28 protein-coding genes are annotated in these 20,877 nt (G+C 64.5%); 11 read left to right on the top strand and 17 right to left on the bottom strand.

Annotated features, from left to right (window positions below):
* Nucleotides 1-3: 3 nt before the first annotated feature.
* The 16 genes from ABZ714_RS13240 to ABZ714_RS13165 form a co-directional block, all read right to left on the bottom strand.
* Entirely contained in the window at nucleotides 4-1,071 is a 1,068-nt protein-coding gene (locus ABZ714_RS13240; RefSeq protein WP_358825296.1) for a hypothetical protein, read from the bottom strand.
* Between the two features lie 112 nt (nucleotides 1,072-1,183).
* Entirely contained in the window at nucleotides 1,184-4,735 is a 3,552-nt protein-coding gene (locus ABZ714_RS13235; RefSeq protein ID WP_358825295.1) for a hypothetical protein, read from the bottom strand.
* A 520-nt stretch (nucleotides 4,736-5,255) separates the two neighbouring features.
* Nucleotides 5,256-5,582, bottom strand: coding sequence for a hypothetical protein (locus ABZ714_RS13230; protein WP_358825294.1), 327 nt, complete (start codon nucleotides 5,580-5,582; stop codon nucleotides 5,256-5,258).
* Nucleotides 5,583-5,702: 120 nt separating this feature from the next.
* Entirely contained in the window at nucleotides 5,703-6,368 is a 666-nt protein-coding gene (locus ABZ714_RS13225; RefSeq protein ID WP_358825293.1) for a hypothetical protein, read from the bottom strand.
* A 97-nt stretch (nucleotides 6,369-6,465) separates the two neighbouring features.
* A complete protein-coding gene (locus ABZ714_RS13220; protein WP_358825292.1) occupies nucleotides 6,466-6,798 on the bottom strand; it encodes a hypothetical protein in 333 nt (110 codons plus the stop codon).
* Nucleotides 6,799-6,896: 98 nt separating this feature from the next.
* Nucleotides 6,897-7,199, bottom strand: a complete 303-nt coding sequence (locus ABZ714_RS13215; protein ID WP_358825291.1) for a DUF5403 family protein — start codon at nucleotides 7,197-7,199, stop codon at nucleotides 6,897-6,899.
* Nucleotides 7,171-7,524 (bottom strand): hypothetical protein, encoded by a 354-nt coding sequence (locus ABZ714_RS13210; protein WP_358825290.1) that lies wholly within the window; start codon nucleotides 7,522-7,524, stop codon nucleotides 7,171-7,173. Before ABZ714_RS13210 ends, ABZ714_RS13215 begins: the two co-directional genes overlap by 29 nt.
* A 10-nt stretch (nucleotides 7,525-7,534) precedes the next feature.
* Nucleotides 7,535-7,942 (bottom strand): hypothetical protein, encoded by a 408-nt coding sequence (locus ABZ714_RS13205; RefSeq protein ID WP_358825289.1) that lies wholly within the window; start codon nucleotides 7,940-7,942, stop codon nucleotides 7,535-7,537.
* A gap of 102 nt (nucleotides 7,943-8,044) precedes the next feature.
* Entirely contained in the window at nucleotides 8,045-8,992 is a 948-nt protein-coding gene (locus ABZ714_RS13200; protein WP_358825334.1) for a P22 phage major capsid protein family protein, read from the bottom strand.
* A gap of 172 nt (nucleotides 8,993-9,164) precedes the next feature.
* On the bottom strand, nucleotides 9,165-9,683 hold the full coding sequence (locus tag ABZ714_RS13195) for a hypothetical protein (protein ID WP_358825288.1): 519 nt from the start codon (nucleotides 9,681-9,683) through the stop codon (nucleotides 9,165-9,167).
* Nucleotides 9,680-10,588, bottom strand: a complete 909-nt coding sequence (locus ABZ714_RS13190; protein WP_358825287.1) for a hypothetical protein — start codon at nucleotides 10,586-10,588, stop codon at nucleotides 9,680-9,682. The genes ABZ714_RS13195 and ABZ714_RS13190 overlap by 4 nt, the downstream gene beginning before the upstream one ends.
* Nucleotides 10,572-12,125, bottom strand: a complete 1,554-nt coding sequence (locus ABZ714_RS13185) for a phage portal protein (RefSeq protein ID WP_358825286.1) — start codon at nucleotides 12,123-12,125, stop codon at nucleotides 10,572-10,574. Before ABZ714_RS13185 ends, ABZ714_RS13190 begins: the two co-directional genes overlap by 17 nt.
* 18 nt (nucleotides 12,126-12,143) lie before the next feature.
* Complete coding sequence (locus ABZ714_RS13180) at nucleotides 12,144-13,772, bottom strand: terminase (protein ID WP_358825285.1); 1,629 nt, start codon at nucleotides 13,770-13,772, stop codon at nucleotides 12,144-12,146.
* An 8-nt stretch (nucleotides 13,773-13,780) separates the two neighbouring features.
* Nucleotides 13,781-14,047, bottom strand: a complete 267-nt coding sequence (locus ABZ714_RS13175) for a hypothetical protein (protein WP_358825284.1) — start codon at nucleotides 14,045-14,047, stop codon at nucleotides 13,781-13,783.
* Nucleotides 14,048-14,056: 9 nt separating this feature from the next.
* A complete protein-coding gene (locus ABZ714_RS13170) occupies nucleotides 14,057-14,677 on the bottom strand; it encodes a hypothetical protein (protein ID WP_358825283.1) in 621 nt (206 codons plus the stop codon).
* Nucleotides 14,678-14,760: 83 nt separating this feature from the next.
* Nucleotides 14,761-14,937: a hypothetical protein gene (locus ABZ714_RS13165; protein ID WP_358825282.1), complete on the bottom strand. Its 177-nt coding sequence runs from the start codon at nucleotides 14,935-14,937 to the stop codon at nucleotides 14,761-14,763.
* A 230-nt stretch (nucleotides 14,938-15,167) separates the two neighbouring features.
* On the opposite strand from ABZ714_RS13165, the gene ABZ714_RS13160 reads away from it, so the two are divergent.
* Complete coding sequence (locus tag ABZ714_RS13160) at nucleotides 15,168-15,758, top strand: restriction endonuclease (protein WP_358825281.1); 591 nt, start codon at nucleotides 15,168-15,170, stop codon at nucleotides 15,756-15,758.
* On the opposite strand, the gene ABZ714_RS13155 is transcribed toward ABZ714_RS13160, so the two are convergent.
* Nucleotides 15,755-16,108 carry an HNH endonuclease signature motif containing protein gene (locus ABZ714_RS13155; protein WP_358825280.1) on the bottom strand — a complete coding sequence of 118 codons (354 nt, stop codon included), beginning with the start codon at nucleotides 16,106-16,108 and terminating at the stop codon, nucleotides 15,755-15,757. The genes ABZ714_RS13160 and ABZ714_RS13155 overlap by 4 nt on opposite strands.
* A gap of 1,220 nt (nucleotides 16,109-17,328) precedes the next feature.
* Here ABZ714_RS13155 and ABZ714_RS13150 point away from each other — a divergent pair.
* From ABZ714_RS13150 to ABZ714_RS13105, 10 genes are all read left to right on the top strand, one after another.
* Complete coding sequence (locus tag ABZ714_RS13150; RefSeq protein ID WP_358825279.1) at nucleotides 17,329-17,694, top strand: hypothetical protein; 366 nt, start codon at nucleotides 17,329-17,331, stop codon at nucleotides 17,692-17,694.
* A 35-nt stretch (nucleotides 17,695-17,729) separates the two neighbouring features.
* Nucleotides 17,730-18,080 carry a hypothetical protein gene (locus tag ABZ714_RS13145; protein WP_358825278.1) on the top strand — a complete coding sequence of 117 codons (351 nt, stop codon included), beginning with the start codon at nucleotides 17,730-17,732 and terminating at the stop codon, nucleotides 18,078-18,080.
* 220 nt (nucleotides 18,081-18,300) lie between these two features.
* On the top strand, nucleotides 18,301-18,543 hold the full coding sequence (locus ABZ714_RS13140; RefSeq protein WP_358825277.1) for a hypothetical protein: 243 nt from the start codon (nucleotides 18,301-18,303) through the stop codon (nucleotides 18,541-18,543).
* A gap of 347 nt (nucleotides 18,544-18,890) precedes the next feature.
* Nucleotides 18,891-19,085 (top strand): hypothetical protein, encoded by a 195-nt coding sequence (locus ABZ714_RS13135; protein WP_358825276.1) that lies wholly within the window; start codon nucleotides 18,891-18,893, stop codon nucleotides 19,083-19,085.
* Entirely contained in the window at nucleotides 19,078-19,284 is a 207-nt protein-coding gene (locus tag ABZ714_RS13130; RefSeq protein ID WP_358825275.1) for a hypothetical protein, read from the top strand. The genes ABZ714_RS13135 and ABZ714_RS13130 overlap by 8 nt, the downstream gene beginning before the upstream one ends.
* Nucleotides 19,281-19,646: a hypothetical protein gene (locus ABZ714_RS13125; protein ID WP_358825274.1), complete on the top strand. Its 366-nt coding sequence runs from the start codon at nucleotides 19,281-19,283 to the stop codon at nucleotides 19,644-19,646. Before ABZ714_RS13130 ends, ABZ714_RS13125 begins: the two co-directional genes overlap by 4 nt.
* 44 nt (nucleotides 19,647-19,690) lie before the next feature.
* Complete coding sequence (locus tag ABZ714_RS13120; RefSeq protein WP_358825273.1) at nucleotides 19,691-19,918, top strand: hypothetical protein; 228 nt, start codon at nucleotides 19,691-19,693, stop codon at nucleotides 19,916-19,918.
* A gap of 35 nt (nucleotides 19,919-19,953) precedes the next feature.
* The gene (locus ABZ714_RS13115; protein WP_358825272.1) at nucleotides 19,954-20,202 is read left to right on the top strand and encodes a hypothetical protein; all 249 of its coding nucleotides are present in this window, start codon (nucleotides 19,954-19,956) and stop codon (nucleotides 20,200-20,202) included.
* Nucleotides 20,199-20,474 carry a hypothetical protein gene (locus ABZ714_RS13110; protein WP_358825271.1) on the top strand — a complete coding sequence of 92 codons (276 nt, stop codon included), beginning with the start codon at nucleotides 20,199-20,201 and terminating at the stop codon, nucleotides 20,472-20,474. The genes ABZ714_RS13115 and ABZ714_RS13110 overlap by 4 nt, the downstream gene beginning before the upstream one ends.
* The gene (locus tag ABZ714_RS13105; RefSeq protein WP_358825270.1) at nucleotides 20,474-20,695 is read left to right on the top strand and encodes a hypothetical protein; all 222 of its coding nucleotides are present in this window, start codon (nucleotides 20,474-20,476) and stop codon (nucleotides 20,693-20,695) included. The genes ABZ714_RS13110 and ABZ714_RS13105 overlap by 1 nt, the downstream gene beginning before the upstream one ends.
* Nucleotides 20,696-20,877: the final 182 nt, after the last annotated feature.

Genomic DNA, 20,877 nt, shown 5'->3' with positions numbered 1-20,877 from the left:
TCCCTAGATAAACTTGTCGAGCGTCCAGGAGACCTCGCCGCGGAGATGGGGGCTCGGAGCGAAAGCGAAAGACCGCTGAGCGGGGCTGGATCCGGAGCGGCCGGACATCAGGTAGCACAGGACCGTGCTCCCCGGATCGAGGCGGCACCACTGGCGGAACTGGAGGTCCGGCGTCACGTCCGTGCGCCGACCCTGCTGGGTGATGAACGCCCGCTTGCTCTTGGTGTCGAACTCGAAGACGTCAGTCGGGGACAGCTCCAGCGGGATCCGTCCGTACTTCGTGATTCCGATCTTCCCCACCAGGTCGCCGGAGGGCGCAGCCTGCGTCTCTGCCAGCTCCGAGGCCGCGAGCCCGGCGGGCGGCTTGCGGAACTCCACCCATACCCCGCCGTGCGCGGGGCCGCTGATGCGTACGGACATGTCCGCCGTCGACATCGAGCCGTTGGCGACCACGGCTGGTGCTTGATCACGCATCTTCGCCGTGTTCGGGATCTCCACCTCCGTAGACCTGGTGAAGTCGAACAAGGGAGCACCCGGGAAGGTGAGGTCGATTCCGCCCTTGTCCCAGCTTCCCGCGGTCATGTCCCGGCGGTAGGTACCGGTGGCCCTGATCCACGGGTCCGTGCAGTCGAGCTGCACGTCGATGATCGGCGAGAGGCTGGCCGCATATTTGCTGTCGATCGTCAACGACCGCTTGCGGACACGTCCGCGGACTTTGGCCCTGACGCCCTGGGCGATGCCAGGGATGCAGAAGTGAAGCTCCTCCTCCCCTCCGTCACCTCCGTAGGTGAAGGCGGCGTTGACCTCGCCCATAAGGTCCGCCAGCCTGCGGGCGTCCTTGGCGATGACGCGGAACCGCAGGTGGATCGTCCGTCCGCGCATCCAGTCACGGCCCGGCCAGCGGCCGTGCGTGCCCACCAGCTCCAGGTCGTAGTCCTTGATCTCCGGCATGTCACCGATACCGGAGATCTCCAGCGGGACGAGGGGTGAGTCGCCGCCCAGGAGGACACCGCGGTACCACAGGGTCCACTCGTCCCCGGGGAAGGAGTCTGTTCGCGCGCTGTCTCTCATGGGCCTCCCGTACCGGGGGCCGCCGCTGAGGCAGCCCCCGGACTTTCTTTGTTTTTTTGATTCCTTGGAGGGCCCCCTCGGGCGATCTCCTTGAGCGGCGCTGATCAGAGCCTCAACGGGTGATCCGCTTCAGCTGCCACGCCACCTCGCGTGAAATGGCGACGGGGTCGGCGTTGGTGTTGGCGTTCACCGTCACCTGGGGGCCGGCCAACCGGTTCTCCGCGGCCGGGGTACGGCGGTCCGGCATCCGATCGAGAGCCGCTGACAGGGACTCCCCGGACCTGTACGAGGCGTAGGTCGCCTCCTCCGGGAGGGCGTCCCGGAAGTGTTCCGCGTCGAAGGCCACCGCCGTGCGGGGTGCCATCGCGGAGAACGCCATCATGGGCGCGGGGGCGCTGCGGGCGGTGGCGGCTGCCTTGGCCTGCGTCGCGGCCTGCTTGATCTCGGTGACCGTCTTCGTCGTGTTGACCTTGACGTTGATCGTGTACGTCTGCGAGGTGACCGAGGTCAGTGCGGACTTCATGGTGTTGGCCGCCGTACGCACGGCGTTCGCCGCCCTCGTTGCCTCGGTCTGCACCTTCGTCCCGTAGGCCGGCCACTTGTCGGCCGCGTCCTTCGGGACTGCGCCGAGAGCCTTCGTCGCCTCCTTGCTGTGCGAGTCGATTCGGGTCTTGGCGGTCGTGAGCGTGGACTCGATCTTCTTCGCCAAGTCGTTCCACGCCTGTGTACTGGTGACGTTCATGTTCGACGTACCGGTCTTGGCGTCGTTCACCAGCTTGTCCCAGGTCTCACGTGAGGAGGCCGACATTCCGTCGTACGCCGACTTGGACGCGTCCTTCGCGCTGTCCATGTTGGTCTTGATCCCGTCCTTGCCCTTCTGGGCGCTCTGCGTCGCCTCTTGGGCCATGCGTTCGGCTTGGAGGGCGACGGCGTCCGCGGTGGCCGCAGATCCAGTCGACATGGTGTCGAACATCGTGGCCGTACTACTGCCCATGGTGTTCATGTGCGTCTGCCACGACACTTCCGCCTGAGCCGCCGCCGCGCTCACGCGGATCTTCGCGTTCTCTGAGGCGGTGCCGATACCGTTGTTGATCAGGCTCGTGTACTCACCGATGCTCGACCAGTGGGTGAGGATGCCGGCCTGCATCTGGCCGTGTGCCTGCGCCACCTGCTGTGTTGCGGTGAGGGCCTGCTGTCGGATCGCCAGCAGTGTCGCGTTCGTGCTCTCCTGCACACTGTCGAACATCGTCTTCGTGTTCTGCGCGGTCGACTCGTTGTCGGAGGCGAACTTGCCCTTCAGCCAGTCCCATGCGGTTCCGAGGGAATCCATCGCACCAGGCATGTCGCCAGTCATGAACTGACTGGCGGCGGACATGCCGGCTGCCAGTGGGGTGAGCAGATCTACGAAGCGGGCAAGCCCGTCGATCAGCGCGGGTCCCACGGCCGCCGCGAGGTTAGCGAAGTTGACGCCGAGGCTGACCAGGGCATCGATCATCTCCGGCTTCGTCAGCTCGATGGCGAGCTGTCCGAAGACCTCGACCATCCGCTGAATCCCCGCGACGACCGAAGCGTCGGACAGGTTCGTCAGCACCTGGGCGACCACGTCGGCGATGGCTTGCATGATCGCCGGGCTCGCGTTGGCCCAGACGGTCATGAACTGCTGGAGCGCGGGCATGACTGTGGCCATCGCGGTGCTGATGCCGTCGAGAACGGTCGGCAGCACACTGGCCCCGGCAGCCATGAAGCGGGCCATCGGCTCGGCCGAATCCGAGAAGGCTTGAGCGATGGCTTCAAAGGCGACTCCGAAGGCTTCGCCGTGCCGGGTCGCCTCCTGCACCCAACGGCCGACCCCTTCACCGAGGACGCGGATCCCGTTCTGGACGTGCGTCATGAAAGTGTCGAACTCGGTCGTGCTGAGGGCTTCGCCCATCCGGCTGCCGAGTTCATCGAAGAACCCGGCTATGCCGTCCGCGAGCTTGCCGAGCGAGGACGCCCCGCTGGTCACGGAGACCATGAACCGGGCGACTGCCATGACCACGACATCGATCCCGCGGCCCATCTCACGGATCACGGTACCGAACTGCTCGCCATGGGAGGCCAGCAGTAGGACGGCGTCACCGAAGGTGCGTCCGAGCCCAATGAACGTGTCCTTGAGCGCGTCGGCGAACTCGACCATCCCGGACTCGCGGAGGGCAGCCGTGACGCGCGGGAGGACCGCGTCCACGAAGCCGGTCAGGCTGTCGACCAGCGGCTGAACGAACGTAGCGCCAGCGTCGAAGAATTTCTTGAGCTGGGGGCCGAGCTTGGCCAGCCACTTGACGATCCCGTCGAACGCCTTGCTGAAGGCGTCGAACATGCCGTCCGCGGCGGGCAGGACTTCGGCCTTGAGGACCGACTTGAGTTCGGAGAACTTCCTCTTGACCTTGTCGGTCTCCAGGAGCATGACGCCGAGCGCGCCGACCATCGGCAGCAGCGGAACCGCAGCGAGGGCCAGGGCCGCGACGCCGGCCGCAGCCATCGCGGTGGCCACGGCGCCGAGGAGACCGATCACACCGACCGCGGCGCCGACGAGTGACATCAGTGCTGCGGCCAGGGCCGAGACGACGCCGATCAGGGCCCCGGCGGCGAAGGTGACCGCACCGAGGGAAACGGTGACCAGGGCGAGGGTGATCAGGAGCTGTGGCAGGGACGAGACGGCGGAGATGAACGCCTGCCCCATCGTGCTGGCGAAGGCACTCGCCGAGTCGGCCATCCCGGACAGGGATCCGGTGACCCGGGCCGCCATCGCGGCGAAGGCCCCGGTCCCCTCTGCGGCGGCGGCCGTCGCGGAGGCGCCTACCTTGAGGACGCCGGCCGCGAGGACGGCCGCGACACCGATAACACCCTGCAAGGCGCCCGCGAAAACATTGAGCGCGGCGCCGCCGACTCGCCACAGGGCGTTGAACGCGCGGGCCGCAACGTAGATCCCGTTGTTGCGGATGTTGGTGGTGATGACCACCTCGCGGCGGTGCGTCAGCCATGCCAGGCGTGCCGCGACCGCGGCCACCCGCGAGTCGGAGAGGGCAGGTTCGATGTCGATCTGACGGCCTTGTTCCAGCGCCCGCAGCTCCGACCGGGCGCGGGCCGCGTCAAGGTTGGCCTCGATGAAGATGCGGCGGTGCCGGTTCTCGCCGCTCAGGGCCGCCAGGCGGATCCGGGCCTGTGCGTCGTCCAGCTCTGCTTGGAGCTTCACCCGCCTTTCGCGCACCAGGCGTTCGAGGTCCAGCTCCGCCTTGACCGACTCCACCTCGGTCCGCAGGGTGATCTCTTCGTTCTGGAGCGCCCGGCGGATCTGCCGCTTGAGGGCGGAATCATCGATGCCGACGTGGAGCTTGTTCTCCTCGATGACCGCCTCAATGGTCATCGTGCGGTCGCGTGACGCGGCAGCGACCTTGGCTCGTGCGGCGGTGGTGTCCGCGTTGACCCGGACGTTGATACTGCGGTTGCGTGACAGGGCGTCGAGTTCGGCTTCGAGCTTTGCCGTGTCCGCGACGACTTCGAGCTTCACCTGACGGCCGTTGAACCAGGCGATCAGCCGGGCTAGGGTGCGCTTGAAGGTTGAAGTGTCGGGGACGATGCGGATGTTCACCGCTCCGACCGTTTTGCCTCCGGGACTGTCGGCCATGGAGCCTCCTAGCTGATCTTGAACGGAGCCCCGCGGCCTTCCTGTGGGGATCGATTCAAGATCTCGGAGGGGATGGCGAACGCCTTTCGGGCGGATGAGCCGTACAGCTCCCGGTCCTCGTCCGAGACTTCCGGCAGGTCGTCATCGAGAGCGTTGGCGAACGGGTTGTAGGTCTTCTCCCGCTCATGTGCAGGAGCCCCGGGGCGTCGGTAGGGGTCGGGTTGCCGGATGCTGCGCGGGTTCTTCACCTTCGAGCGGACGAAGGATGTGTGCAGCAGTTGAATGGCGTCCAGGAGGTCTGCGAGGAGGAACGAGTTGCGGTCCCATCCCGGGTCGTGGACGCCTCCTTCGGAGAGGAGTCGGCTTTTGAAAGCGGACTCCGGGGGGAGGTGTTCGATGAGTGCGAGGCAGAAGCCCGGCGAAAGACTGCCGGTGAACAGTCCCCGGATGTCAGTGCCGTAGAACCGCAGCAGATCCGCGGCGATCTCGCCACCGTACTCATCGACAGCGGCCCGGAGACTCAGGAGTTTCCCGCGTCCCCGTCCTCCATCCAGGCGGTGAAGACGGTGTTGCGGGCCGACATCGGCAGCAGCTCCAGAGCTTCCTTGAAGGCGTCCTTACGGTCGGCCGCGGCGATGAGACACCGGTCCATGGCGTCGATCTTTCCGGCCTCGGAAACCTTCTCGTCCTGGATGATGTCGATGTACTTGAGGACGTTCTTGAAGTCGGAGCCGGGAAGGTTCTCGAACTTGCGCAGCTTGATCGCCCCGCCCTTGAGGTCCTTCAGCTCGACGGCCGGCGCATTCGCGGCATCGTCCAGCAGGGTCTTGAAGTCCAGAATCGCCAACGTTTCTCCCTTTCGATGATGACTGCCTCCCTTTTATGTATGTCAAGTGGTGGACCCCCAGGAGCGGAAAGGGAGGAACGCTCCTGGGGGTGGCTGGGTTGCCCTGCGGGGCTGTTGAGGTCAGATGACCTCGGGGAGGCGGACCTTCGGGTAGACCCGGCCGAGGCCGTTCTTCTCTGAGCCCGGGACGATCTTGTTGTCCGCGTCCAGGTCGGCGTAGGCGCGGCCTGCAACGATGGAAGCCCGTACCGGGATTTCGGTCAGCGCGGCGGGGTCGAGCGTGATGGAGTCCGAGCCGATGATGCGGGTGGACGGGTAGTACCAGGCCGCGACGTTCCTGCCGTCCGTGCCGATGATGTAGATGGCCCGGTCCGCGGGGGTGGCAGTGTTCGGGATGACGAACTCACCGCCGACCACCGAGGAGTCTCCCGCTCCGTAGTAGAGCTTCAGGGTCTCCAGGGAGATGTCCGCCAGGGCGATCGTCATCGAGTAGGACTTCGGTGGGGAGGTGACCTCAAGCGCCGGCACCTGCCACGTGCCCAGCGTCTCCGGGTCATCGCCTTCCACCGACATCTCGATGCCGTTCTCCAGCGACGTGTTGCCGATGGATACCCACGTCGCGGCGAACTCGGTGAGACCTTCCTTGTAGGTGAAGGCGATGTCACGGCCGTCCGGTTCGAAGGGAAACTTGGGCGGCGGAGGGGTGTTCACCGGAGCGACGTAGACGAAGCCCGTCTTCGGTGCGAGCGCATAGTGCAGGGGCTTCAGTTCCTCGGTGGTAGGCAAAGAGCCTCCTTCCAGCCCGACTCGGGCCAACGGAAGAAGGGGCCACCCTTCCCAGGGAGCCCCTTACTTTGTTTTTTGGATTCTTTGGACGGGCTCCTCACCGGTGGGTGTAGACCATGTACGAGGCCACGAACCGGTGCACGTCCGGGTGGGCGATCTGGGAATCGCCGGGTGAGTACAGAGGCCCGGTGACCTCCTGGGCGTGGGACAGTCCCGGGTTCCCCGGCTCGGTGGGAGAGCGGAAGCGCTCCGCGCAGGCGGCCAGCAGGGCGGCTCGGACCTGGCGGGCGAGGAGAGAGGCGTCCCGCCGGGTGGAGTGGAATGCGTGGACGGTGAATACGCCGGCGTCCAGGTGGGCGGGAACGCGGGCTGTTCCGGAGCTTCGCCGGATGACGACGAGGGGGAACCGGTCGTACCAGTCGTTCGGCATGATCACACGGATCGTGGGCCGGACGCCGAAGTCGCGCTCCATGTAGTGCTGTACGGCCTCGGTGACGATGGCTTCCGAGTCGGGGAGGAGATAGGAGGTCAGCTCAGGCCCTCCTCGATGATGTGGATGCCTTCGACCCAACGAATCTTCGGCCCGCGCTTGGTCTCCCGGAGCCAGTGGCCGTAGTTGATGGAGATGATGTTGGGGTCCGTGAAGACGATCGCGTAGCCCTTGTTGTGGCGGCGGATGTCGATGTGGCTGATCAACCATCCCGTCTCGACGTGCCCGGCGGCCTTCAGCATGATCTTGGCCTTCTGCCGCTCGGCGGCCTCCTTGAGGGCCGCGGTCACACCGGGGAGACCGGCCACGATTTCATTGGTGTCCTTGTCGACGTAGCCCATGGCCGCCTCTCCTCTCGATCACGACGGAGGCGAACCGGGTCCGTGACGAACCTCGGTGGAGTCGCGGGTACTCGCTGACGCTCCAGGTGCGGCCCTCGAAGTCGACGGATGACCAGCGGAAGGCAGGGAGGTTCCGGGCGATCAGTTTGTAGCGTGCCGGTTCCGACCAGCCCTGAGAGCTGTTGTCGTCGGCGTCGATTGGCTGGGCGAACACCTTGATCCGGTGGGGCCGTCCGCGGCCCGGGACGGTTCCGCCGTAGCCGTCGTCCTCTTCCGCGTACTCGTACACCACCACCTCGACGGGAGGCCGGTCGATGATGCCCATGAACCTCCTGCTACTCGGTGCTGATGACGGATCCGGCGTTGTCCTCGTAGGGATACGAGTTCCGGTTGTTGATCCGGACGGCGCGGATCACGTCGAGCGTTCTCACGCCGTACCGGTTGGCCAGCTTCTCGATGAGCATGATCTCGGCCTTGGACGGGGCGAAACCATTGCTGCCCTGCTCGGCGTACCGATACTGGTACTCACCCGCGCCCTCGGAGACGAAGTTTTCGGGGTTCCTCATCCGGCGTTCGGCCATGGCGAGGGTGACGGCCCGCACGGCGGGCGGCACGGGGACCGTTCGGCCTCCGGCCGTACAACCCCAGTGCGGACTTCCGTATGCACGCACGATGTCCGAAGCGTCGGCGATAGCTGCCCGCGCCTGCGCCTGTTCGGCGAGGACCGCGAGGGGCTGGCCCATGCGGGCTTCAAGGTCCGCGAGTGTGCCCAGGGGCTCACACAATGGCTCCTCCTCGGGGGCAAGGGCGAGGGGACCCCAGCGCGGGGGCCCCCTCGTCGGGCTTTACTTGGCGGCGGGAGCGACGGGCTTCAGCTCGACCTTGGCCTTGATGCCGCGGATCACCTTCTTGGCGGGCTGGACCTTGCCGGTCTTCTTGTCGCGGTAGATGTCGTCCACGACCGCGATGCCGCAGTAGGCGGAGAAGAACGAACGCTCCGAGGCGGTCTCGGACATGTAGTCGCGGATCCAGCGGAGCGCGTACCCGGCCTGGGACTGCGAGGCACCGAAGGTCACGCTGGGCGGAACGATCGGGGCCCGGGTGACGAGCTGCACGGCGCTCGGGTGGTACGCGTAGAGCGCGTCCGGGTCGATGTGGTTCGACTGGACCAGGGTGAAGCCGTAGAGCTTGCCGATCACCGCCTCACGAAGCGCGGTGTCGGTGCCGGCCTCGTTCATCTTCGTGAGGTGCGGGTCGTTCATGAGCAGGCCCGCCACGTTGGCACCGAGGACAAGGAACCGGCCCGACCCGGGGATGTTGTTTGCCGTCAGCTCCGAGGCCATGAAGCTGATCTGGAAGCGGATCTTCTGAGCGATATCGATGTAGTCGCCGGGTACGTGCTCTACAACCAGCTTGCCCGCGGTCGTCTTCTCAGCCGGGGAGAACTGTTCCAGTGCGCCGGCCACGATCCGCTCCAGGCGGTTGACCACGGCGTCGGTCTGCGGAAGGGCGACCTGGCCCGCGAAGTCCGCGATCTCCAGACTGAGTTCCGCGTCGGTGAGCTGCACCGCGCTGTAGACGTGCTGGTCGAGCGTGATGTTGAGGACGGACTCCTTCTTCGACTCGACGGCGATCTTGCCGTCAGGTCGCTCACCGGCACCGGGAAGAAGCCCCTCCTGGTGGCCGTCGAGCATGAAGGGCCGGCGGATGGAAACGGCCTGACCGACCGTGCCGTCAAACTGCTCGGCCGCCTGCTTCTGGACAGTGGCGGCCAGAACAGTGGCCGCCTCCAGATTGGCGAGAGATGCAGCGACAAGCTTGTCGGCGTTGATGAACTGGCGATCTGCGGGGGACGTGATAGTCAGGGTGGGGCTCCTAGGGCATAAAGAAAGCCCCCTCCCAGCCGAGAGGGGGCAGTGCGGCTGTCAAGCTCTGGTTTATGTATGTCAAGTCAGGGGGCTGCTTTCAGAGCCCGCCGTTGACACCCCGGCGGTACGCCTGCACCAGTCCCTTGGCGTCGAAGGCGGCCTCGGACGGATTCAGGCCGCCCTTGCCTAGTCCTCGGGGAGTGTGAAGCACTGCGGCCAGCGCCTTGGCGTCTGCTGTGATCGACTCTTGATCGTTCCCCTGAAGGCGGTCCACCAGTTCGGCCGGGAGTGAGAACTGGTGAGCGACGGTCTGGCGGAGGAGCTGGCGCTCGACATCGGCAACGCGTGCGGTCGCCGCCACCAGTTCGTCGCGGACCTCGTCCGCTCCGGACTCGGCAGGCGTGTCCGAGAGCTTCGCGGTGAGGGCATCGAGCTGTGCCGCCAGCGCCTCGTACCGTTCCTGGAAGTCCGGCGCCGCACTGTCGTCCGACTCCCCGGCCTCCTCGACGGACTCAGGCGGGGCCTCGGTCCCGCTCCGCGACTCCTCGGCGGGAGTCACTTCCTCGGTTCCGGTTTCCACGTCGTCCGTGGCAACTGTGGTGTTTTCCTCGCTCACGATTCTTCTCCCTTTCGGATCTTGTCGATGTACGTACTGAAGTCCGCCGCGCTGGTGGCCTTGGAGTCCTTCCAAAGCTTCTGGGCCCGCTTCACCGCGTCGGGGTACTCGTACCGATTCGAGAAGATCGGAGCCGTGTCGCACTGACAGTTGGGATGGAACTCGCCGCCCTTGATGCCGCCCCCCGACCTTTCGGAGGCATACACAGCGCCACGGGAGGCGACCATGAGGCAGAACCCGCACGCGTCGGCCTCCGGCACGCGCATCCAGCGCAGGGCACGGCGATCTTGCTGGGCTGTGGCCACGATGGTCTCCCGCCCGCCGTCCGCGACGAGCTTCTGCGCAGGGCCCCGGACGCTGTTGGCGATCTCTTCGAGAAGTCCGTCCAGCTCGTCCAGGGCCTCCAGCGTCAGGACATCCACGTCCGCGGATTTTCGCTGCGGGCGCCGCTGGGCCTTCTTGACCTTCTCGATCGCGGCCTCGGTCACCTGGGATCGGGTGCCGTCCCGGTCGAACGGGGCGCTCTGCGTCCACGGGGCTGGGTCGCTGTCGACCTCGGCCGGCACGCCGCCGCGACGCGGCCTCTCCAGACCCGCGGCTTCATGGAGCTGGTCCCAGAGATCTCCACGGGACCAGCGGGTTCCGTATCCGTCGTCCAGGATCCTGCCGGTCCAGATCAGCCGGAGGAGCTGGTACAGGGCGACGGCCAGACTCCGGGACCGGCCCCGCAGGTCGGAGAGCTGCGCGTGCAGCTCCCGCGTGAACAGCTCCGGGTCGCGCATGATCTCACTCGGCCTGGTGCTCATCACTGCCATGTAAGCCGCGGTCTTGGCGTGCAGTCCAAGCCGTTCCTGGCCCTGCCGGTAGAGGTCGAGTGCCTTCTCCGTCTCAAGCTGCCGGCTCATCGGCTCTCACCCGCCCCTTGGGCCGCGCGGCCCCTCGTCCGGGGCCGGACGCAGCCTTGGGCCGCGGGGATCCCTTCGGCTTCGCGCCGGGAGTGATCGGCGCCGCGGACTTGGCCTGGTCCGGCTGTTCTTGTTCAGCGCTGCTCAAGTCCTGCTTCGCCAAGGCTGCCTGCCCCTGGGGTGTCAGGAGGTCTTCGCCCAGGCGCTCACGCACGAGGTCGACGTCCTGCTGTGAGAATCCGGGGATCTTGGTGAGGACAATGTCGACCGGGACCGCCATTTGCGTCAGCTTGAGACCCGCGTCAACGGCCTGTGCCAGGGACCGGTTGCCCTTGTCGGCCCACTGGACCTGGGCGTCCTCGACCTCGTAGCCGGTCTGGTCACCGGAGACCAGCGCGCACAGTCGGAGCACCAGTTCCCAGCTCTCGCCGAAGCTGTTGCGGATCTCATCGATCTTGCGCTGGAAAGCCGACTCGGCTGCCGCGAGGGCGTCCGCGGAGAGGTTCGCCAGCTTGCCCGACAGGAGGTAGTGCGGTGGGGTCTCCGTGACCGCGCACATGTGCCTCACGGTCAGCTCGATAGCGTCCAGGAAGTCCTTGGTCGGCGCGGCTGGTAGCTGGCCGAACTGGGTCTCCGGGCTGGGAGATACCAGCATCGTGGACGGGTCGAGAACCGGCGGGACGTAGGTCGGCTGCCCGTCCTCGTCCAGGATCGGCATCCCGTGCTCGTCCACCCGCTCGACCGGGCTGAGACCGGTCGCCGTACGGATTGCAAAGCCCGTGTAGTGCTGGGCGATCAGCAAGCTCAGATACATCTGGTTGAGCTTGTCCTGATAGCGGATGATGCCCTCGACCATGCCGCTGACCCTGCCGGTGAGGTCCATCTTCGGTGTGAAGCGGATGACCGGGCAGACACCGAGGCCGTGGGCCCGCTTGGTCACGATCTCCGGTTCCTTGCCGCCGAGGACCAGGTCGTAGACCATCTGGTCGTCCCAGAAGCGGGCCCTGGTCGGCTCCTTCTCCGAATACGTGTTGTTCTCGATGTAGAGCGCGTACATCGGGAAGGCGTCGAAGACCGGATCGTCGTATCCAGCGAAAAGACGCATGGGGTGGTAGGCCCGGATCTCCGGGACCTTCGGGTCGAGCAGGCTCGGCGTCACCGAGGCGTACGACTGGCCCGTCTCGATCGCCGCACGGTGCACGAGGGCCTGCCTCTGGTCCATCCTGTTGCGCTGCCAGTGCCGCCACTCGGCCGGGTTGCCCGTCACATCCGGCCGGCGGTACCCCTCCACGCTCAGCGCGTTCGTCGGGGCGTCGACCAGCAAGGGGATGAGATTGTGGATGGACCGCTTCACGAGTTCCTTGAACTCCGGGTTCGCCTTCCTCGGAACGTATGGCGCGGTGTGCAGTCCGCGGGTGTACCGGTCGATGAGCGAGAGCGGTTTGTGGTCCTTCTCGATCTGCTTCAGCGCATAGGTGATGCGCTCGTTGAAGTCAGTGATCTGACTGGGAAAGAGCGCTTCGTTCGTCTTCGCCAAGTATTCCGTGCCCTTCCTTTAAAAACCCCCCACAGTGCGGAGAGTTGCTACAGGGCTGGGCACCTTGTACTTTCCGGACTCCATCAGCCGCGTCCGGGCGATGATCGAGAGGAGCGCGGCGGCGTAGCCGTCCACTTTGTATTTCGAATCCCGGGAAGCTTTACCGAAGCTGATCCCGTACTGGTTGTGCCGCTTCTTGGCGTTCTCCACGTGCCGCTTCAGGCCGAAGTGCCCACTGTGGTGGACCTTCTGCTGTTCGATGGCGCCCACGAGAGACATGTTCGCCACGGTGATCTCACGCTGGTTTCCTCGCATGTCGTAGGCGACGTGCGACCGCCCGGAAGGCTTCACCAGCAACCGCGGACCGTACTTCTCCGACCACTCGGCAACGTACGTCTCCCAGAACGCGACATCGCTGAAGAACGCTTGAACACGGTAGGTACGGAACACCCAGTCCACCATTTCGGCGACCTGATCCTTGTCCACCCGCCAGGACTTACCCTCGGGGCCGTCCGGCTTCTCCCAGATGCCGATGGGCTGGATAAAGGAGTCCCTGACACGGGTCGCTACCAAAGCTGTCGCGTCGTCGGCTTCACCACCGTCCAGACCCAAAGTGATCATGTCGCCCGGACGCAGCTCGGAGTCGACCCGACACCTACCCCAGGCCACCGGATCGATCAGGGCATCCTCGGACGCTGTGACCAGATTGCAGTATTTACGCAGGATCTCATCGGTGGTGATGACGCCTGAGTAGCACTGATCCACGATCGCATCGAAGTCGACCCAGTGGGCATCTCCATAAGCGGCCTTGAGAGCGGCGCGGAGGGACGCCTCGTCCTCGATGTCGAAGTCCGGGTCAGCGCTCCTGGCCTCGTAGTAGAGACCGGTACGGCGCTGCTTCCCGTCCTGCTGCCGCTGCCACGCGGTGTGCACGCGCTCCGCCACCGAGTCCTCGCCCACTACGTACGCGTTGGTCGCCATCAGGATCCGGCCGCCGACTTTCGCGGCGTTGGCGGAGGCGGTGTTGTAGACGTGGTGGCCGCCCGTGCTCTCGTTCCAGTGCCACGTCTCGTCCATGAAAAGAGCCGATGGCCGGCCGCCTTCCGCGGACCGGTAGGAGGCGGTCTTCGCCTCCAGGAGACAGAACGTGCCGTCCGCGTGCCGGGCGTGGTAACGCTCCTGGCCCGGGTCGATGCTGTACCGCTCGATCGCGTCCGAGTGGAACAGCGAGTGGAGTGTGAGGGTGACGTTCTTGACCTGGTCGATCGAGACCGCATAGAGCTGCACCCACGGCTCATCGGCGTGCCGGCCGACCGCTCGCCCCTGCTCATCGAAGTGGCTGAAGCGCACCGGGCCCAAGAACTCGATCGCGGCCAACGTTGCGAAGAACGGTCCCTTGCCGGTCCCCTTGGCAAGCTGGAGGCAGCCCGTCGTCCAGACGAACTTGCCGTGCTCATCGACCTCGTACCAGCGCAGGATCGTCCGGACCTGACTGGCGGTGTACTCCCAGTCCTCCCGGAAGTTCTCGCGGGCCCAGCGCAGAATGCCCCAGCCGAGCGTGCGGTGCTCGCACATCCGAATCTGAAAGGTCTTGCAGGGACCGCACTGGGGCACGTAGTCGTCCCGGATGGTCAGGACGGCTTCCATGCCCCTCCTTACTGGTACAGCGCCTTCACCAGGCGCTCGCCGAGCTGCTTGGCAGCAGCGATGTTCTTCTCCGCGTCGCCTTGGTCGCGGACGGCGATGACCGATTCCTCGAAGGGCGGCGCGAAGCCGTCGTTGTGCAAGGTGACCTGCGTGCCGTGGCCGAGTACGGCCGCGGTGGCTACCCGGATCTCCCGATCCGGCCGGATGAACAGCTCCCACCTGCGCGTGTAGACGCTGGTGTCCTGTCGCCAGTCGAACGTCCCGTCCCACGCCATGCCTTGCTCCTAGATCGCGCTTGCGTACTTCTCCATCAGGGCGGTGACCTCGGCGTCGATGTCGCGGGAGTCCGCCGTCGTCAGCTCCATCCGGGCGATGCGCCGGGTGGCCTCCGTGGTCAGGAGCAGTGAGCACGCCTTGATCACGGTCGACAGCATCCGTCCGGACATGTGGACCCCTGCGGCCAGATGCCGATGCATCGCTTCGGCGACGTACACCGCGAAGGCCACATCGGTCGGCGTGTAGAACGCGCTCTGCCCGCTATTCCGCAGGCTCATGAACCAGCGCGACGGGATGTCGGACCAGTAGTCCAGCGGGGCCGGCCACTCGACCGGTTCGGGCTCGACGGCCACGCGGACGCGGCGCCGGGTCGCCTCCGTGGTGAGGAAGTCCTCCAGGGCCTGAACGACCGCGGTGAGACTGTCCACGCTCATGCGGTCCTCGTACCGGGCAAGCGACGCGTGCGCGGCCTCGGTCACGTACCTGAGCTGTGCCCAGTCGGACGGCTCGAAGTAGAACGCCTGTGGACTGTCCCCGAAGGACAGCCAGAGCCGTTGGGCGATCGGATGCCACGCCGCGTCCAGGCCGTCGCGGGCAGTGGCGATGTTCCGGTAATGCTGGGGCGCCACCTGAACCTCGACGTGGTCTTTGTTCCGGCGGCGACGCTCTTCCGGCCTCTTCGGAGCCGGACCGCTATGCCCGCTGCGGGCCATCAGGTGTTCTCGTCATGGCGTCCGGCCGTGGCCCAGAACTCGTCTGCGCCGAGCGGAGCCCTGTGGGTCCGCTGTTCGTCCCGGAGCTGGAACGCCTCACGGCGCTGTCGCGTCTTGACCCGCTGTAGGCGGTCTGCCCGGTCATCGAAGGAGAGCGCGGCGCGCGTCTTACCCATGTGCGTCCTTATGTCAGTCGGCGGGAGACCCCCAGGAGCGGGGTGCTCAACTGGGGGTCTCAACCGCGGCATCGCCCTCACGGGCTCATTGGTGAGCGAGTGTCTGACGAACTCAATCCGGACCTCGCCCGCGAAGGAGACGTTTCTCCCTCACCTATAAAGAGGGGCCGCAACGACCTTGATGAGGCGGGCGTGGGATGTGAGGTGTGACACGGGCCTACGATGTCCGTGTGATCACTGAAGGAAGTCCGGAGAGCAGTAGGCATCCACGAGGCGAGCGCCGCAGGTGGCAGGAGTACGAGGAGGAAGTCGCCGCGCTCGTGGGCAGCCTTGACGCTGGCTCCGCGGTGCAGCACAACCGATTTGCCCTCGGACGCGTCAGTGGAGTCCAACGACAGCTTGACGCCGTAGTGGAGGGGCACATCGCCGGGCAGCACCTGAGCATCGTGATCGAGGCGAAGCTTCATCGTCGTCGCGTGAGCATCGGGGTCGTTGACGAGTTCATCGGCAAGATGCTCGATGTGGGCTCTGACCGTGGAGTTCTCTATGCCGCGGGAGGCTTTACGGACGGAGCCCTCTCGCGTGCGAGCAACGCCCGTAACCCCGGGGTCGGGTGCGTCCATCTCGATCCGGACATCGAGCCCACCACCGGTGTCCACCATGAGTACGTATTGGGACGTGTCACAGGCCCGGCACCCCTCTCCAGGAGGGGCCTGTCCACTTCGCATCTCGACCTGGTCGTCGGCTACAACCGAACGGACAGCTACAGGGAGTGGGTTTCCAGAGAGAACGTGACGCTCTGCCGGCAGTACCGGGACTAGCGCGGAGCCTGGTCAAGGCCGCCAGGTACCTGCTTGCCGCGGCTCGGCAGGTCCCGGGCCGCGCGTGCTCGCCGCCGACCGGCCGCAGCCTCCCGGGCGGTCTTCTCAACGTGGTGGTGGTGGCAGAGCACCTGGGCGTTGTCGAGCCGGGCGAGACCGCCCTGAGAAACCGGGACGATGTGGTCGACTGCCGCGCCGGCCGCGAGGCACGGGAGGCCGGTGTCGTAGCGGAGGTGCTGGCACAGTCCGGAGTCCCGCCGCCAGGCGAGCGACCGGAGGCGGCCCCAGATGCCGCGGTAGGCAGACGCCGTGGAGGAGTCCCACCCGGAGGTGGGAGGAGTCCAGGGCAAGGTACCTCCCAGGGGTACTTTCTTTGTTTTTTGGTTTCCTGGAAGGGGCCTCTCAAAGCCCCTTCCTTTTCTTTGCGGACTCGACCGCAAAGGGAGAGTCCGTTTCTTTCCTCCTGCGAGGCAGCCACTTGGAGGGCTGCCTTCAGGTCTCACAGGGGCCGCCATGGGGGCGGCCCGAATGGGTCTGGGTTCGGTCGTTCGCTCGCCGTGCTCGCTCACTCCCTCACTTAGGTAGAGGGGCCGCACCGAGCAAGGCCGCGGCCAGCACCTCGCAGATGTGATCCAGTTCACTCGCCTACCGGGTCAGCCCGGGAAGTGCCACGCCACGGCTGAGCTGGGGAAGTGCCGGCGGAGGCACGGGGTGATCAGGCAGCCGTCCCGACCAGGGCTGCACCGTCACGGAACGTGAGAATGAGGACTGCTCTACGCTCCTGAACCCGTACAGAAAGTGAGCCCCTATGACGCATCGGTCGGGGTGTGAGTGCGATCGGAGGCACCCCCCGCCCTCCGTGCCCTTCACTCCGAAATTTTTTCTGCGCTGAAATGTTGCAGCTCGAACCGTTCGATTCTCAACGCTTTAGGTTGAAGTTGAAGTGCGCAACAATCGACCGATTGAAGTGATCGCATTGCGTTCGATCACACCTCTATGCGCCCCACCTATGCCCGTGCGCCCGCTTGTCGCCCGTAGTAGATGGGCGTGCGTGCGCATTGGGTCAGCGGTGGGCGCGGTAGTGGATGCCGTGCCGCGCGCGTGCCCCTGCCGCACTCCGCGCGCAGTGGCGTGCGGGTGCAGCGCGGTGCGCGGGTGCGGGGTTGTCCAGTGGTGTGCGGCGTGCGCACGGGTGGCGTTCGTGATTGCCCCGTGGGCCGTGCGGCGGTAGCGGGTGGCGGTACTCAGGGGGTGCGTACGGGGCGGATATGGGCCACTGCCCGGACTGTGATCCAGCACACAAGCGGGGAGGGGTGACCGGTTCTGACCTGCGGTTTCCTTGTGCCAACAGGCCCCCACGGGTACCCCCCTCCCCTATTGGTCAGGCTACTTGGACTTGTCATACATAGGAACCGGCACCTAATGTTCTGGTTGTCGCCAACGACGCAACGACAGCCGCACGGAGCGGCTTAGCGAATACGGCAGGCACTGCGGGCCATCGAGAGAGCGAATCCCCCGGCGGCCTTTCCACTCAAGTTCGACTTGACATACATAGACTTGAAGGTGCACTGTGAATGAGCACGACGACGGACTGACGAGCTGGACGCTGATCTACGGCGACCGGGGCCTCATGGAACTGAGCGCCCACATTTCCCAGCGGGTTCCCGCTCACGACATCATGATTGAGCGACATGAAACGGCATGGGGTGAGCGCTACAAGATGGCTCGCTATACCTGCCAGGACTCCGGTGCAACGCTTGCCCATGTGGAGTGGGTAGACGAAGAGATCGCCGATCAGGCGTGGGCTGAGGCGGTTACCGCCCTCCTTCTCGACCGGCTTGAGCGCAAGGTGTCGGGAGTCTTCTTCGGGATGCCCGTGATCAATGTCCCCGCGACGACTTACCAGAACCGCATCAGCTCGCTTCTTGCGGCCTAAGACTTTACATACATACGATGTGGGAGAGGTTGCAAATGCTGACGCTAGAGCGTGTCGCAAACGAGACGATGACCTGCGGGGGTTTCACGTGGGCTCGCAGCAGGACGAACCCGGTTACCGGGTTCATGGTGGCCACACCCGGATACGAGAAGGTCATTAAGGGCTGGGACGGATCAACCGCGACCATCGCATCCTTTGTCACCGAGCACATTTTGGAGGTCTCCACCAGTAACACCCTGTGGTTCGGGTCTTGGATGGAGGGCGGAGATCTCTATCTCGACATCTCGGAGAATATCGCCGACATGAGGGAAGCCCTCAATGCCGGACGCTGCCGGGGCGAGATCTCCATCTGGGACTGCGAGTTGGGGAAGGTCGTGTACTGCTGATGGACCACTATCGAATTGTCGTCCAAGACGACACCTTCCATGTGCGGTCCGAGGATCAAGTTCATTCTCTGGTCATGGGTTGGTATCTCGCCGAGGGGTGGCCTCGACTTCATGCCTGGGGCGCTGGAACGGCTGTGCTCTGCGAACTCCGGGAACTGGGCTACGCGACAGAAGCGGTACCCAAAGTGATGTACGTCGAAAAAAGGGGTGGGGTAGTCCTGTGAGTCTGGAAGCGGTCGCGTCGGTGGCATCGAAATATAAGGGCGTGCTCCACGGGGAGGACCAGTATGGGCGGGTGGATGTGGAGTTCCCTTGCGCCCATCAGGCGGCAGCCTTTTCGAGCAACTTCCTTACAGGTCAGGTCATGATGCGCCAGGAATGGGCTCCCGGAGTTGAAGGCCATAGCGTCAATATCGACTTCCCCGTTGTCCTGACATTTCAGATTGACCGTTTCTCGGTCTGACATGCTTTGATCGGCCGCCCCTTCGGGGGTGACTGGTCATGGACTGTCAGTCCATTCTGAAATCCCTTCATCGAAAGCGGAGACGATGTCTTACGTCAATGAGGTCGAAGCGCCTGAGAGTGCCTTTGTGTGTGCCGCTGAGGGCTGCACTGGAGTCATCGAGGCAAGCGCCATGGGATGGCTGAACATCGGCAAGGGAGACGACGGAAATCCAGTCCTCTCGGTCTTCGGTTTCTCCGAGGGTAACTACGTGGTCGCGTGCTCCGAGTGCGGCGAGAAAGCGGATGATGCATTGGACTCCGCCGTACACCGAATCATCTACGGCGCGGGTGGAAAGGACTGGTTCCGTGGCTAATTTCTTGGTGGCGGTAGAGGAAAGGATGAGGTATCTGGTTCCCGTCACTGCCCTGGATCAGGAAGATGCGGAACGGAAAGCGATCATCGAACTCTGTGAAGCATCTGAACCGAACATGTATTTCGACAACCGTTCTGGTGGTTTCGTTGCCATCGAGGCCGAATTGGTAGGTGATTCACGTGGCTAAGTACCGGGTATGGCTGGAGGAGACTGTTACTTACTCCGTGGTGGTCGAGGCGGAAGAGTACGACGAAGCGGAGGAGACCGCACGGGAAACGTTGTGCGAGTTTGAAGCGGATCAGCTCGCCGCGCACTTCGATAACTCGACAGGTTTCGAGGCTACGAACTCGACAAAGATCAAGCCCAGAGTTTTGGTAGCAGCATGACGGAAGTCCGTTTCAACACAGATCAGTTCCGGCAGAGCCGGGAGGGTTTTTTTGTCCGCCGCTGCACGAAATGGAATGCTGGTCCGGCGCTCGACGGCTCACATTATCGTTGCGCTTCCTTCACCTTCACATTCGATGTGCCCGATAGTCCGGAATCTGGTTTGTGGACCGTTGTGGCAGCAGGGCCCGATGACAGTGCCGCATACGTCAAGGCATACAAGCACCTTGTGGCGGAATGCCTCGGTGATGACCACATAGTCCGTCTTCTGGAGCAAGACCAGGGAGAGCCCGCGCCATGGGCAGACTTCGGCTGGAATGACGCGCGAGTCGGATGCCTGTTGCCAGCGTGGGAGGAAAAATGAGAGTCAATCCCTGGACAGGTACGGTCGAGTGCTCCGATTGCCGGATGGACCTTGGGAACTTCCCAAGTGACCATGCAATGGGCCCGGATGATGATGCGTATTGCGGGCACTGTCAGAACGAACACCATGTGTGCCAAATCCCCGAATTGGCGGCGAAGTTCATCCGCCGGGCCTACGAGTGGGACACAGGAGAGACGCGCTCCGAACTGACGGCCCTGGAACTGCTTGAAGAGATGGCTTCATTCGCGCGGCGTGAATTCATGCTCCTGTAATGGAAGAGGGAAACGTGGGCCAGCAAAGAGACTCCGTGTACGTGTTCATCGTCAGTCGGAATGCCCGTCCGTTGCTGAGGCGTGTGCTCTGGCAAGTGCAGCGTGAGGAGGCCAAGCGGATCTGCTCTGATCCTAGGACCGCATCCGCCAGCTACATGCTGTGCTGGACGTCCGATCCCGGAACTGCCGGGAAGGACTGGACTTGGGTTGCTGACAACGGAATGCACGATCAGGTGTTGAGGGATCTGGGCATCGTCCCGGATTGTGAAATGGAGCGGGTGTGAGAGAGATAGCGGCCGTAGTGGTCGAAGAGGGCGTCGGAATTGATGAAGGATGCATCCGTGAATTCTGGGTGGGGACGGAGGGACTGCGGCGGAACACCCTGTCCGTGGAATCAACCTGCCGAGGCATCGAGTTGAAGTGGGTCGTAGACACCCCTGATGTCGACACCGCTGATGCGATTGAGCAGGAGTTCGCCATGGAGATCGGTACAGAAGACGCCTGGCGATTCCTGAGAGGGATCGAGCGGGAAATCTACCACGAGGGTCGTGTCTGATGTTGACGAAAGAGCGTATCGAGCAAGCCGTCAACGAAGGGGCCGACGTCGTCTTGGATGGATTGGACCTCGGTGATCGGGATCGTGACCTTCTGGGTCTGACGGTGTGCGCAATCGTTTATCAAATTTTTCACCCTGCTCCTGGAAGTGAATTGGATGACGTGATCAGGGAGCATTACGAGGATTCCCCGGAAGAGGTGCGGAAGTGGTGGGATTGGTGATCGAGGCTCGTGGTGAAGGTGCAGATGCGGCGGCTTGGTGCATGGCGGTAGTACGGCTGATGGAATTGCACCGGGAACACTTCACGACTGCTGAGGTGTCAGCGGCCCGTGCCGAGTATTTTCGACATGCACAGGCGGCAGGAGCGGGCTTGCCTCCGATTCCGTCGACCAGGACCCCGGAA

The organism is Streptomyces sp. NPDC006798 (assembly GCF_040635975.1).
Classification (GTDB): domain Bacteria; phylum Actinomycetota; class Actinomycetes; order Streptomycetales; family Streptomycetaceae; genus Streptomyces.
This window is presented reverse-complemented; position numbering and strand designations above follow the sequence as displayed.